This is a genomic window from Chryseobacterium sp. CS3K3.1 (assembly GCF_059515165.1).
The window spans coordinates 87,828-100,372 of sequence record NZ_JCAKRV010000021.1 but is presented as its reverse complement, the minus strand read 5'-3'; the positions used below and the strand labels follow the sequence as shown (position 1 = coordinate 100,372).

The window sequence follows — 12,545 nt, the reverse complement described above, 5'->3', positions numbered from 1 at the left end:
TTGCTTAATAACAGATGCAGCAGATTTTCCTGTCGGGAGAACAGGCATCCCCTACGCCGGGAGTATTGGAAAGCACTCCGCCTGCGGGAAAACATAATGTATTACAGTTAACCGGAAGGGTTTTCTCTCCACCATTAATTTCCTTTAAGGCTGATCTGTTCAGATTCTTTGTTTTTGAAAAGTGTGTTTTCATATTATAAATTTTTGTGAAGATAAATATAAACATTAAAAGCTATAAAACAGCTACAAATCAAACACTTACAGCCACAAAATAAAAAAACGTCCGGCTCCATGATGAATTCATTATAGAGCCGGACAGATCAATTATTTACAATTGTTTTATTCGCTTACGCCAAAGAACTTCTGCAGTTCTTCAACATTTTTTTTGTCATTACCCACGAAAATCTCTTTATCGGTAATAAATACAGGTCTTTTCAGGAAAGTATAATGGTCCAGCAGCAATTCTTTAAAATCTTTTTCTGTTAGAGATTTTACATCCAGACCTCTCAATTTGATCTGAGTGGATTTTCTACTGAATAATGCTTCGTATGACTTTGTTTTTTTATACATTTCCGCCAATTCCTCTTTTGTAACTGGTTCTTTTTTGATTTCACGAAGTTCCCAGTCTGTAAGGTCAAATTGGGCTAAAATTTTTCTGCATGTATCGCATGTATTGAGATAAAATACTTTCTTCATTACGGGTTCTAAATCTGTTATAGGTTAAAATTCTCTTTCATTGAAAGTTTCGTCTTTCAAAAGTAGGATTTAATCTAAAACTTTGGAAATTATTAAATAACTTTATTCAAATTTTATAAAGATGCAGAACAAGCCAATTACTTTTCAGTTTATTTCGGAACCTTCAGATGTAAATTACGGAGGAAATGTACATGGAGGAAGTGTTATGAAATGGATTGACCAGGCCGGTTATGCATGCGCAACAACCTGGAGTGGTAATTATTCTGTTACCGTCTATGTGGGTGGAATCCGTTTTTATGATCCCATAAAAATAGGGGAAGTAGTAAAAGTAGATGCCCAGGTGATCTATACCGGAACTTCAAGCATGCATATCGCTATCAATGTTTTTTCAAGAAATTTAAAACAGCCCAACTTTGAGAAGAAAACACATTGTATTATCGTATTTGTAGCCGTGGATGAAAATGGGAAGAAACTCCCTGTACCAAAATGGACACCGGAAACAGAGGAAGAAAAACAGCTTGAAATGTATGCCAAACGCCTGATGGAGCTGAGAACGCAGATTGAAGATGAAATGAAACCTTTTTTGTAAGAGCGGGTTTCGGGATGCGAGATTGCAATATTTAAAGTTCAAGGTTTAAGGTTTTGGGAAACCAGTAACAAAAAACGACCAATCACATGATATGAAAAGTTTTTTTACTTTAACAGTATTGCTTGTAATAGCTTTGGTGCAGTCTCAGACACACCGGTTTATTTATGAGCTTCAGTATAAAATGGATTCTACCGAGGCTGGATATGAAAAAGTGAATATGATCCTGGATATCACCCCGAAGGAAGTAAAATTCTATGGAAAAGATCTCGCCATCAGAGACTCACTGAATAAAAAATTCGGAACGAACTTCAGCTATACGGATATGACCGGACAGGTGGTTAAGAGAAAGATCAATTCTTTTGATAATGAAAATTTCATCAACATTAAAAATGGATATTACACATTTAAAACAACGGATAAGATCAATTGGACCATTGCTGATGAGATTAAAAAGGTAGAAAACTATACTTTACAAAAAGCAACTGCAAAATTTGGAGGGAGAAGCTGGACGGCCTGGTTCTGTAAAGACATTCCATTTAATGAAGGGCCATTCAAACTGCGTGGATTACCTGGTTTAATCTTTGAGCTATCAGATGCTAAGAAAAATTTCCTATATACTCTCGTTAAAAGCAGAGAACTTCCGGAAGTCCCCTCTACTTCAGATTTCCTGGAATCCAGCTTTGGCAATAAGGCAATCCCTATTAACGAAAAGCAAAAATATAAGCTGCTTATGGAGTTTTATAATGATCCTTTTGCTTTTGAAAGAAATAATATCAGCAAATCCAATAATGACCTTAGAATTAATATCAATGGAAAGGAAATTCATAATGTGGATGAACTGAATACCCAGACCAAAAGCATGCAGGAGGTCATCAGAAAATATAATAACCCGATTGAAATCAATAAGGCGATGCATTATCCGGTATATTAAAGCTATGGTTATTTTTAAGTTTGGGCTAAAGCCAATGGGATTTAAAATTTATTTGGCTGGGCTAAAGCCCACCCCTATTGAATTTTAACATAAGATCTTTTATCTTTTATCTTTTATCTTTTATCTTTTATCTTTTATCTTTTATCTTTTATCTTTTATCTTTTATCTTTTATCTTTTATCTTTTATCTTTTTATCATAATTCATATATTTGTACTCTCAAAAGGAAATGGTGTTCTTCCTTACCCAACCGCTTTACAAAAGCTGATGACGCCTGATTAAAAGATTATTAACAAATAACTAATCAGGATTATTATGTCAAAAAGTCAAAGAACACCAGGTAAAAAAGCAGTTTTTCATACTCGTTTTTTCTTCAGAAAATTTCCGGCAATTCCTTATATTTTAAAATGGCTGTGTATCAGTATCATTATTGGTGTATTGGTAGGAACCGCTTCTGCAGGATTTCTTCAGTCTTTAGAATGGGCAACAAACTTCAGAGAAAATCATCTCTGGCTGATTGCTTTACTTCCTGCTGCAGGATTTCTGATAGGACTTCTTTATTATTATTTCGGAAAAGATGTTGAGGCTGGAAATAATCTGTTGATTGATACCATCCATGAACCCAAGGGAATTATTCCTTTTAAAATGGCTCCTTTTGTGTATCTGGGAACCATTGCAACGCATTTCTTCGGAGGTTCTGCCGGCCGTGAAGGAACAGCTCTTCAGATGGCAGGTGCTATCGCAGATCAGCTCACCAAACCTTTTAAACTTGACCGAAATGAAAGAAAAATATTAATTATTGCTGCTATTGCAGCCGGATTTGGCTCTGTTTTCGGAACGCCGCTGGCAGGAGCCGTTTTTGGTCTTGAAGTTTTTCTGATCGGAAGGATTCGTTACAATGCGATCTTTCCGGCATTTGCTTCTGCCATTCTGGCGGACTGGGCTACCAATCTCTGGAATGTAAAACATACCCATTACCATATTGATTTTATTCCTAAACTTGAGTTCTTACCAATTCTATATAGCATTCTGGCGGGAATAGCTTTTGGAATCTGCGCTGCTGCATTCAGTAAAATCATCCACTGGATGGGCTCTGTCTTTAAATCAAATATCAAATACCCTCCGCTTCGTCCTGTGGTAGGAGGAATTATTATAGCACTTGCCGTTTTTGCGATGGGAACAACCCGTTATATCGGACTGGGCGTTCCTGTAATTGTGGAATCTTTCGAAAAGCAGCTTCCACTGTATGATTTTGCTTTAAAAATGATTTTTACCATTGTTACGCTTTCGGCCGGATTCAAAGGTGGAGAAGTGACACCTTTGTTCTTCATTGGTGCTACCTTAGGCAGTGCTCTGTCACTATTCATTCCTTTACCCTTCGGATTATTAGCAGGAATGGGGTTTGTAGCCGTATTTGCAGGAGCTACCAACACTCCTCTAGCCTGTATGCTGATGGGAATTGAATTATTCGGGGCAGAATGCGGTGTTTATGTAGCTATTGCGTGTGTCGTTTCTTATCTTCTTTCCGGTCATAACAGTATTTATACAAAACAAAAGATTGGAGAGGCAAAAAACAGAAGATTTGAAAGTCAGCAGGACAAGTCTGTTTCGGATTTTTTATAAGGGGTTTCGAGATTCGGGGTGCGGATTATGAGTTACGGGATGCGAGGTGCGAGGTGCGAGGTCACAGTTATTTGTTTATTTTGTTGCTGGATGCTGGTTTTTAATGGTTCTTTGTTCTTCTTCACTTATAACATCTTGAACCCAAAATCCCGAAACCCGAAACCCTGAAACTCGCAACTCGCATCTCATTACCCTCCACTCTCAAACTCTCAAACTCTCTTCACCATTTCCAACTATAATTCGTAATTTTACCCCCATGTTCGATTACAGATTAAAAGTTTTCCATACGGTGGCTACCCGATTAAGTTTCACGAAGGCTTCAGAGGAGCTTCACATTTCCCAACCCGCTGTTACCAAGCATATTAAAGAGATTGAAACTCAGATAGGTGCTAAGCTATTTGACCGTAAAGGAACTTCTATCCAACTGACTCAAAGCGGAAAAATTTTGTTTGAACATGCCGAAAAGATCAGAAACATCTACCGTGACATGGAATTTGAGATCAGCCAGATCAGTCAGCAGCATAAGGGAAAATTGATTATCGGGGCGAGTACAACCGTTGCACAGTATATTTTACCGGAGATTTTAGCCAAATTCAATTCGTATTATAAAGATATTAAGATTGAATTGCTGACAGGAAATACAGAAACCATCTCAACCCTTTTAAAAGAGGAGAAAATTGATCTGGGCATTATTGAAGGAGAATCACAGTCTTCTTATTTTGAATATAAAACGTTTAAGCCCGATGAGATTGTACTGGCCGCAAAGTCAGATCATCCTCTTGCCCATAAAACATTAAGCTTAAAAGATCTTTATCAGCTGGATTTTATCTTCAGGGAACAGGGTTCCGGGACGCTGGAATTTATCCAAAACAGGCTTAAAGAAAAGGAAATTAATATCCATGAATTGAATACTGTCATACAGCTGGGAAGCAGTGAAAGTATTAAAAATTACCTTCTACACTCGGAATGTATGGCGTTTCTTTCTATCAGCACTATCCTTAACGAGCTAAAAAACAACATCCTTACAGTGATTGATATTAAAAATTTCAGTATCGAAAGAGATTTTCATTTTATCCTTCCCAAAGGAGAACAATCTGAACTGATCAAACTTTTTTTGAGGTTTGCAGAATAAGCGATAAGCAATAAGCAATAAGCAATAAGCAATAAGCAATAAGCAATAAGCAATAAGCAATAAGCAATAAGCAATAAGCAATAAGCAATAAGCAATAAGCAATAAGCAATAAGCAATAAGCAATAAGCAAAGGTATAACTTTTAGTTATCGGATATAACAAAATACGATTTACTTTGTAATACTATTTTCCGGACTTTTGATACTCATTTTAAAAGTTCGCATTATGAAAGATTTCATTCAAAATGAAATAACAAGGAAAGTATTTTTTATTGTTTTGGCTGTATTATGCCTTACCCCCTTTATATCTTCTCCAATCGCCCTGGCGCTGGGTTTTTTCCTGGTTGTCTTTATCGGAAATCCTTTTGAAAAACACCTTCATCAATATATTCATTTACTGCTGCAGATTTCAATTGTAGGTCTTGGATTCGGGCTGAAGCTTGATGAAGCGCTTCATGCCGGAAAAACAGGCTTGATGCTGACTGTTGTAAGTATTGTCACCGTTATGGTTTTAGGATATTTTCTGGGAAAATTATTTAAACTGGAAAGACCTTTATCTTATCTTCTCTCCGCAGGAACTGCTATTTGTGGCGGGAGTGCTATTGCTGCTGTTTCTCCCATCATTAAACCTAATACAAAACAAATTTCTCTTGCACTGGCTATTGTTTTTACATTAAATTCGGCTGCCTTGTTTGTATACCCTGCAATAGGACACCTGCTGAATCTTTCACAGGAGCAGTTTGGGCTTTGGTGTGCAGTGGGAATTCACGATACGAGTTCTGTAGTGGGTGCTGCCAGTAAATATGGAGATGAAGCTTTGAAAATAGCCACCACAGTAAAACTGGCTCGTGCTTTATGGATTATTCCTGTTTCACTGATTACCATGTTTATTTTTAAAAGTAAAGATTCCAAAATAAAGATTCCCTGGTTTATTGGATATTTCATTGTAGCAATCCTTTTGAATACTTATTTTCCCTTTCTTGACCGTTTCAGTACTTCAATTACCGTTCTGGCAAAATCCGGTCTGAATCTGACTTTATTTTTGATTGGTTCTACCCTTTCTGTTCAAACACTAAAATCAATCGGATTAAAACCTTTGGTAATGGCAATTATCCTATGGGTAACGATAAGCATCGGCAGCCTTCTTTACATTATCCATTAAAAAGAGCAGAACCCTTTTGAAATCAAAAGGGTTCTGCATATTAAATGTGGAAATGTTTATTTCTAATTGAAATAATTTCTTAGATCTCTCCGCAAGTATAAACCTGTGGACAGCCAATATATTGTACACAATACCAAGGTCCGGTTACTGCTCCTGAGCAGCTGCATCCGCAAAGTGATAAATCAGGGTTTCCGCTTATTCCTCCGGTAATGTTTTTCAGATCCTGTTTTCTTAATTTTTTAGCGTTTTTCATAATGTTCATGAGATTTAGTTTGATTAAAAATATAGTTTTAGTTACCTTTCAAAGTTAAACAAATATTAAATACTCGCAACAAAAATTAATGTAAAATTGAATAATTTATTGATAATAACCCTATTATTATGTTCAAAATAAGGAATAGCACTATGTTATTTATTAAACAAGTTAAATTATTCCGTAAATTCAAGATCTCTGTCATGGGTTTCTGAAATGGTAAGTGAAGAATAAAATGCCAGCCCGAATACCACCACTCCTACTATGGCAGCACTTTCCACAACCGGGAAATGTCCTTTAAGAGCATCAAAAGCAAATATCATTACCGGTACCAGACCTCTTACCATGTTAGGAACGGTAGTTGTTGCCGTATTTCTGATATTCGTTCCGAACTGTTCTGCTGCCAACGTTACAAACATAGCCCAATATCCTGTTCCAAATCCCAGCCATACACAAAACAGGTAATATCTGGTTTCCGTGTTGGTATTCCCGAATAACATAATTGCCACCCCGATCAGCGTAAAGATCAGCATATAAAAGATGGCCATTTTACGTGATTTTAAAGCATGGGAAATAAAACCACTCAACAGGTCACCGACAGAAATACCTACATAAGCCCACATGATGGCTTTTCCGGGGTTGATATCCTTTATGCCCAATTCAGGGGCAAACTGATTGGCTAAAACAGCCAGAATCCCTATACAATACCAGGTAGGTAGTCCCACTGCAATGCATTTTAAATATCTTATCAGTCTGTCTTTATTGGTAAAAAAGGAGAGAAAGTTTCCTTTTGAGATGTTTTTATGCTCAAGATTCTTATAAATTCCGGATTCCGATACGCTTATTCTCAGTATCAATAACATAATTCCCATTATCCCACCGATAATGTAAGAAATATTCCATCCTCCGGCTAGCTCTACAGTCAGCTGAGCTACAACGGCACCCATTAATCCAAAACCGGCAACAACCGAGGTCCCGATGGCTCTTAAACTCTTCGGCAGACTTTCAGAAACCAGTGTAATTCCGGCTCCAAGCTCTCCGGCAAGTCCGATACCTGCAATAAACCTTAAGCCAGCATATTGGTATACCAAATGCTCTTTTGGAAAATAAGGCAGAAAACCACAGGCAATATTGGCTAAAGAATACACTAATATGGATCCAAAAAGTACGGAAAGCCTTCCTTTCTTATCTCCAAAAATTCCCCAGAACACCCCTCCGATAAGAAGGCCTACCATCTGACAGTTCAGAATAAAAGTTCCGTCCGCATCCGGATTAAGCCCTAAAGCTTTTAAACTGGGTATTCTAACGATACCAAACAAAAGGAGGTCATAGATATCTACAAAATAGCCAAGGGCAGAAATAATAACGGGAATAGAGAAAATGTACTTCAGTTTTGAAGACAGGGACAGTTCTTGCATTTTTAAGTTTTGATAAAAATAAAAAACCTTTCAATTTCTTGAAAGGTTTTTATCAAATATCTTTTTCTGATTATTATCTGGCAATATTGACAGCTCTCGTTTCTCTGATTACTGTTACTTTTACCTGCCCAGGATAAGTCAGTTCATTCTGGATTTTCTCAGAGATATCGTAAGAAAGCTGAGACGCTACTTCGTCATTTACTTTTCCGCTCTCTACCATTACTCTCAGTTCTCTACCCGCCTGGATAGCATAAGCACTGGATACTCCATCGAAGCTTAATGCTGCAGATTCAAGATCTTTTAATCTCTGGATGTAAGACTCCAATACCTGTCTTCTTGCTCCCGGTCTTGCTCCTGAGATCGCATCGGCAACCTGAATGATCGGAGATAATAACGATTTCATTTCAATTTCGTCGTGGTGAGCTCCGATAGCATTTACTACTTCAGGGTTTTCACCGTATTTCTCAGCCCACTGCATACCTAAAAGGGCGTGTGGTAATTCTGATTCCTGCTCAGGAACTTTACCGATATCGTGTAAAAGACCTGCTCTTTTTGCTAATTTTACGTTTAATCCTAATTCAGCAGCCATCGTTGCAGCAATGTTGGCTACTTCTCTCGAGTGCTGTAGTAAGTTTTGTCCGTAAGAAGAACGGTATTTCATTCTACCTACGATTTTGATCAGTTCAGGGTGTAATCCGTGGATTCCTAAATCAATGATGGTTCTCTTCCCTACTTCAATGATTTCCTCCTCAATCTGTTTTCTTGTTTTTTCTACCACTTCTTCAATTCTTGCCGGGTGAATTCTACCATCGGTTACCAATCTATGAAGGGATAGTCTTGCAATTTCTCTTCTTACCGGATCAAAGCATGAAAGAAGAATAGCTTCAGGAGTATCATCAACGATAATTTCTACTCCGGTTACAGCTTCCAAAGCACGGATATTTCTACCTTCCCTACCGATAATTCTACCTTTTACTTCATCAGATTCGATGTTGAAAACGGATACTGAATTTTCGATTGCCTGCTCCGTTCCGATTCTCTGGATTGTCTGGATAACGATCTTTCTCGCTTCGTTTTTAGCATTCATCTGAGCCTCTTCCATGATGCTCTGAACATGTGCCTGTGCTCTTGTTTTGGCCTCTGCTCTCATGGTTTCTACCAATTCTGCTTTAGCTTCCTCAGCGGTGTAATTAGAGATTTTTTCAAGTATTTCTACTTTTTTGGCAGTAGCCGTATCTAATTCCTGCTGTTTTCTATCCAGAATCTCGTTCTTCTTGGCATAATCTGCAATCTGTCTGTCTAGATCTTTTTCAAGCTTCCCAGTCTTGCTAAGCTCGTCATTCAGCTTGTGTTCCTTGTCTTTGATTCTTTTCTCAACTTCCTGCATTTTCTTTTCGCGGGACTGAATATCAGCGTCATGCTGTGATTTCAGTTCCAGGAATTTTTCTTTAGCCTGAAGATTCTTTTCTTTCTTTATGGATTCAGCCTGTACATTAGCTTTTTCTATAAGGTTTTCGGCATTTTTCTTGGCATCATCTATGATGAATTTTGCTTTAGTATTCAGAGAACTTCTGGAAAAAAACATTCCCACGACAGCTCCGATTACCAAACAAACAACACCGACTATAACTTCTATCATAATTTATATTGAGTTTTAATTGTATTCATATCCTTGTTCAATAAAAAAAGCCCACAATAATCCAGAGATTGAGAGTAAACTCCTAATCAACACGATTTGAACTGATTTCCACTGTCTGTAATCCGGAAGTCCGGCACGCCATTCAATGGACATTTGTTCGGTAATTGTTTAGCGTTGAGTTTACCTTTAATGTGTTAGAATTATTGTAGGCAGTAATTTTCAGGAAAAAAAATCTATTTCCCGATTTCATTCAACGACTGATTAATCTGCTTTAACCTTTCGTTGGTAGAATTAATATTTTTTTCGTAGTTCAGAGATACTACTTCCGCATTGGTTCCCAGTTTAAGGGCACACATTGCCAAAGCATCCTGTTTATCTCTTACATCGAAGTTTTGTTCAAAATCTTTAATCATATTCTCGATCTGCTTCCCTACTTTACGCAAAGTTTCTTCCTCTGCTGCCGGTACGTTCAGCGGATACACTCTTCCTGCAATGTTGACGGTTATTCTCCTTATCTCCATTATAATCCACTGTTTTGAAGCTGAGCAATACAGAAATCAATTTCTTTTACCAATCTGTTGATATGGTTTTTCATTAACCTATTGTGTTCAGGATTTCCTGATATTGCTGAATAAAGTTTTATATTTTTTTGTTCTTCTGCTAATACCTGATTCTTTCTTCTTTCCTCATCATATTTCTTCTTCAACTCTTCATGCTCAATACTTAATTCTTTTAAATTTTCCGTAAGATTTTTATAGTTCTTTTGCAGAGTCGAAATCTTTCTCTCTAATTCTGAAAAATTGTTTTCTAAATCTTGAAGCATTTCAGGTTTGTATATTCTAACTAAAAGCAAAAATAAAAAAATAATAACACTAACAAAAATAAAACACTCTATATTTTGATATAACAATAAAAAAGGAGGTGCCAGCGCACCTCCTGTGTATTTTTCATTGAAATATTTTTTATTCAAATTTCAGAACGAACATTACTGCTCTTGTCTGCAATGTAGAGATTGCAGATGACCAGTAAGGAGGTGTAGTAGCGTTATCCGCCACTTTTTCATTGTTCATGAAGAATGTTCCTCTTACGGCAGGAGTCAGTTTAAATTTGTTGAAATAAAACTGGATTCCCATTTCTGCAGACCATGCAAAGTTGTGCGTAGTAGATCTGTAGATTCCCTGCATGTTGTCGTCTGTAGAAGTAGCGTTAGACTGAAGGTTTACAACGTAATTCACCCCTGCTGCAACATAAGGTCTTGAATTGTACCATCTCTGGCCGTGAAGCTCCAAAAGTACCGGAATATCGATCAACGTAGATTTAATTTCTCTTACTTTATCCTTTTCCTGTAAAGGGAATGGCATAAAAGGATCATTCGTTAAAGATCCTCCTGCATATATGTCATTGGATTGAGTATTAAAAGTCAACTGTCTTTGTGCAAACTGTAAACCTGGTTCTATTCTCACGTCAAGATAGTCATTCAGTCTCCATTTTGCAATAAGCCCGGCACCGAAACTATAGCTTTCCTTAGAGGTAACAAGGTTTTCATTATCATTCATCCCGTATTTCGGATGTAAAACAATGCGGTAATCCAGTCTGTTCCCGTTCAAATAAAACCCCCAACTGAATTTCTGTTCGTCGAAATCTTCCAACTTGTCCATTCTGTTTCGGGTTCTGAATTGCGCGTTTGCAAAAACGGCAACATTTACTGAGGTTAAAACCAGTGCTTTTAATAGAAATTTATTCATAGGTTACTTTGTTGCTTTATAAATTGTGGCTATACCTAAACTTAATTTTTTATATTCAACTTTCTTAAATCCCGTATCTAAAAGAATTTGCTTCATCTTCTCCCCGAAAGGAAAAGCATTTACAGAATCCGGAAGGTATGTGTACGCCCTATTATCCTTAGAAACCAATCTGCCGATGGCAGGCAATATATTTTTGAAATAAAACATATAAAATGGTCCCATGAAACCCTCAACCTTTGAAAACTCCAGTATATAAACACTTTTGTTATCTTTAACTACTCTTCTTAACTCTGCCAAACCTTTGGTAAGGTTTTCAAAATTCCTTACTCCAAATGCAACGGAAACAGCATCAAATCTATTGTCCTCGAAGGGTAAATTTTCTGCATCTCCTTTTTGCATGGAAATTTTGCCGTCTAATTTAAGTTTTTTTATTTTAATAACGCCAACATTCAGCATTTGTTGTGATAAATCTAATCCAACTACTTTAGAACCGGTTCCTTTTTCAATAGTAATTGCCAGATCTCCTGTTCCTGTAGCCACATCCAGCACTTCCTGCGGATTATCATTTTTCATCCATTTTACCAGTTTATTTCTCCATAAAACGTCAATTTTCATGGATAAAACATGGTTCAGAAGGTCATACTTCGGTGCAATGTTGTCGAACATATCCTCTACCTGGCTTTTTTTGGTAGCCTCTGAATTGTAGGGAGTAACTTTGGTGATATCTTTTGTCAAAACTTAAAACTTGTAATATTCTTTGTAATAATTTAGGTAATCCTGCTTTCTGAAGATTTTGGATCGTGATTCCACTTTCTGGATGTTTTTGATCACTTTGTCATAGTCTTCATCTACATTGTAATAAAAATCTTCTGTGTAAAGCTTATTGAAGCGTCTTGCTCCTCCGTAATAATCCTTTCCGTCAATAACAGTTTTATCAAGGTTAGCCAGCAACGAATCCTTTTTAAGATTATATCCGTAATACTGATCATTTACGTAATAATCCTGATGGGTAATATTAATCAGACCGCGAAGTTTATTCACTTCAAATGCTGAATCGTAAAGCATTTTCTTGTTCTGATCAAAAACCTGAATAGAGTTTTTCCCTTTATTCAAATCCACATGCACATACTGCCCCGCAGAAATAATTCCTTCAGATCCGTTATTGATCTTAAAATAATACGTATTCGGGGTAGGATTATCTACAACATAATAATTCTTCTTGGCTAAAAAAAGGAAGTAGATCCCAAAGGCAACGATAAACGCCACAGCTGCAATAAGTAAGCCTTTTAAGGACGAGTTGTTTTTCATAGATTGTAAAGTACAATTTTTGCAAATTTAATAATATTTTTAATTCTCCGTTA

General features: G+C 36.9%; 15 protein-coding genes and 1 riboswitch. Of the genes, 5 read left to right on the top strand and 10 right to left on the bottom strand.

Annotation, left to right across the window (positions count from 1 at the left end):
• Nucleotides 1-4: 4 nt before the first annotated feature.
• Together AC5YGI_RS18300 and AC5YGI_RS18295 are read right to left on the bottom strand one after the other, a co-directional pair.
• Nucleotides 5-193, bottom strand: a complete 189-nt coding sequence (locus AC5YGI_RS18300; protein ID WP_330745768.1) for a hypothetical protein — start codon at nucleotides 191-193, stop codon at nucleotides 5-7.
• A 146-nt stretch (nucleotides 194-339) separates the two neighbouring features.
• On the bottom strand, nucleotides 340-696 hold the full coding sequence (locus tag AC5YGI_RS18295) for an arsenate reductase family protein (protein WP_330745767.1): 357 nt from the start codon (nucleotides 694-696) through the stop codon (nucleotides 340-342).
• 121 nt (nucleotides 697-817) lie between these two features.
• Between AC5YGI_RS18295 and AC5YGI_RS18290 the strand changes: the two genes are divergently transcribed.
• The 5 genes from AC5YGI_RS18290 to AC5YGI_RS18270 all read left to right on the top strand — a co-directional run bounded on the left by AC5YGI_RS18290 (nucleotide 818) and on the right by AC5YGI_RS18270 (nucleotide 6,129).
• Nucleotides 818-1,285, top strand: a complete 468-nt coding sequence (locus AC5YGI_RS18290; protein ID WP_002980508.1) for an acyl-CoA thioesterase — start codon at nucleotides 818-820, stop codon at nucleotides 1,283-1,285.
• A 91-nt stretch (nucleotides 1,286-1,376) separates the two neighbouring features.
• Complete coding sequence (locus tag AC5YGI_RS18285) at nucleotides 1,377-2,216, top strand: GLPGLI family protein (RefSeq protein WP_496169165.1); 840 nt, start codon at nucleotides 1,377-1,379, stop codon at nucleotides 2,214-2,216.
• Between the two features lie 214 nt (nucleotides 2,217-2,430).
• Nucleotides 2,431-2,498, top strand: a riboswitch (Fluoride riboswitch).
• A 31-nt stretch (nucleotides 2,499-2,529) separates the two neighbouring features.
• Entirely contained in the window at nucleotides 2,530-3,837 is a 1,308-nt protein-coding gene (locus AC5YGI_RS18280) for a voltage-gated chloride channel family protein (protein WP_330745765.1), read from the top strand.
• A 256-nt stretch (nucleotides 3,838-4,093) separates the two neighbouring features.
• Complete coding sequence (locus AC5YGI_RS18275) at nucleotides 4,094-4,969, top strand: LysR family transcriptional regulator (protein ID WP_330745764.1); 876 nt, start codon at nucleotides 4,094-4,096, stop codon at nucleotides 4,967-4,969.
• A 224-nt stretch (nucleotides 4,970-5,193) separates the two neighbouring features.
• Nucleotides 5,194-6,129: a YeiH family protein gene (locus AC5YGI_RS18270; protein WP_330745763.1), complete on the top strand. Its 936-nt coding sequence runs from the start codon at nucleotides 5,194-5,196 to the stop codon at nucleotides 6,127-6,129.
• 79 nt (nucleotides 6,130-6,208) lie between these two features.
• Here AC5YGI_RS18270 and AC5YGI_RS18265 read toward each other — a convergent pair whose 3' ends face one another.
• From AC5YGI_RS18265 to AC5YGI_RS18230, 8 genes are all read right to left on the bottom strand, one after another.
• Nucleotides 6,209-6,391: a hypothetical protein gene (locus AC5YGI_RS18265; protein ID WP_110009396.1), complete on the bottom strand. Its 183-nt coding sequence runs from the start codon at nucleotides 6,389-6,391 to the stop codon at nucleotides 6,209-6,211.
• A 167-nt stretch (nucleotides 6,392-6,558) separates the two neighbouring features.
• A complete protein-coding gene (locus AC5YGI_RS18260) occupies nucleotides 6,559-7,800 on the bottom strand; it encodes an MFS transporter (RefSeq protein ID WP_330745762.1) in 1,242 nt (413 codons plus the stop codon).
• Nucleotides 7,801-7,873: 73 nt separating this feature from the next.
• Nucleotides 7,874-9,439, bottom strand: a complete 1,566-nt coding sequence (gene rny / locus AC5YGI_RS18255; protein WP_171006220.1) for a ribonuclease Y — start codon at nucleotides 9,437-9,439, stop codon at nucleotides 7,874-7,876.
• A gap of 233 nt (nucleotides 9,440-9,672) precedes the next feature.
• Complete coding sequence (locus AC5YGI_RS18250) at nucleotides 9,673-9,960, bottom strand: cell division protein ZapA (protein WP_110009403.1); 288 nt, start codon at nucleotides 9,958-9,960, stop codon at nucleotides 9,673-9,675.
• Nucleotides 9,960-10,409: a FlxA-like family protein gene (locus AC5YGI_RS18245; protein ID WP_227943922.1), complete on the bottom strand. Its 450-nt coding sequence runs from the start codon at nucleotides 10,407-10,409 to the stop codon at nucleotides 9,960-9,962. The genes AC5YGI_RS18250 and AC5YGI_RS18245 overlap by 1 nt, the downstream gene beginning before the upstream one ends.
• On the bottom strand, nucleotides 10,402-11,184 hold the full coding sequence (gene porT, locus AC5YGI_RS18240) for a type IX secretion/gliding motility protein PorT/SprT (RefSeq protein ID WP_110009404.1): 783 nt from the start codon (nucleotides 11,182-11,184) through the stop codon (nucleotides 10,402-10,404). The genes AC5YGI_RS18245 and porT overlap by 8 nt, the downstream gene beginning before the upstream one ends.
• Nucleotides 11,185-11,187: 3 nt before the next feature.
• The gene (ubiE, locus tag AC5YGI_RS18235) at nucleotides 11,188-11,919 is read right to left on the bottom strand and encodes a bifunctional demethylmenaquinone methyltransferase/2-methoxy-6-polyprenyl-1,4-benzoquinol methylase UbiE (RefSeq protein ID WP_002980528.1); all 732 of its coding nucleotides are present in this window, start codon (nucleotides 11,917-11,919) and stop codon (nucleotides 11,188-11,190) included.
• A 3-nt stretch (nucleotides 11,920-11,922) separates the two neighbouring features.
• On the bottom strand, nucleotides 11,923-12,492 hold the full coding sequence (locus tag AC5YGI_RS18230) for a hypothetical protein (RefSeq protein WP_034695976.1): 570 nt from the start codon (nucleotides 12,490-12,492) through the stop codon (nucleotides 11,923-11,925).
• Between the last annotated feature and the right edge of the window lie 53 nt (nucleotides 12,493-12,545).

Excerpts from the sequence above, each read along its gene's own strand:
- AC5YGI_RS18250 (WP_110009403.1), bottom strand. The coding sequence starts at position 9,960 with ATGGAGATAAGGAGAATAACCGTCAACATTGCAGGAAGAGTGTATCCG.
- AC5YGI_RS18265 (WP_110009396.1), bottom strand. The coding sequence starts at position 6,391 with ATGAACATTATGAAAAACGCTAAAAAATTAAGAAAACAGGATCTGAAA.
- AC5YGI_RS18270 (WP_330745763.1), top strand. The coding sequence starts at position 5,194 with ATGAAAGATTTCATTCAAAATGAAATAACAAGGAAAGTATTTTTTATT.
- AC5YGI_RS18295 (WP_330745767.1), bottom strand. The coding sequence starts at position 696 with ATGAAGAAAGTATTTTATCTCAATACATGCGATACATGCAGAAAAATT.
- AC5YGI_RS18300 (WP_330745768.1), bottom strand. The coding sequence starts at position 193 with ATGAAAACACACTTTTCAAAAACAAAGAATCTGAACAGATCAGCCTTA.
- AC5YGI_RS18290 (WP_002980508.1), top strand. The coding sequence starts at position 818 with ATGCAGAACAAGCCAATTACTTTTCAGTTTATTTCGGAACCTTCAGAT.
- rny (WP_171006220.1), bottom strand. The coding sequence starts at position 9,439 with ATGATAGAAGTTATAGTCGGTGTTGTTTGTTTGGTAATCGGAGCTGTC.
- porT (WP_110009404.1), bottom strand. The coding sequence starts at position 11,184 with ATGAATAAATTTCTATTAAAAGCACTGGTTTTAACCTCAGTAAATGTT.
- AC5YGI_RS18275 (WP_330745764.1), top strand. The coding sequence starts at position 4,094 with ATGTTCGATTACAGATTAAAAGTTTTCCATACGGTGGCTACCCGATTA.
- AC5YGI_RS18260 (WP_330745762.1), bottom strand. The coding sequence starts at position 7,800 with ATGCAAGAACTGTCCCTGTCTTCAAAACTGAAGTACATTTTCTCTATT.
- AC5YGI_RS18230 (WP_034695976.1), bottom strand. The coding sequence starts at position 12,492 with ATGAAAAACAACTCGTCCTTAAAAGGCTTACTTATTGCAGCTGTGGCG.
- AC5YGI_RS18280 (WP_330745765.1), top strand. The coding sequence starts at position 2,530 with ATGTCAAAAAGTCAAAGAACACCAGGTAAAAAAGCAGTTTTTCATACT.
- AC5YGI_RS18285 (WP_496169165.1), top strand. The coding sequence starts at position 1,377 with ATGAAAAGTTTTTTTACTTTAACAGTATTGCTTGTAATAGCTTTGGTG.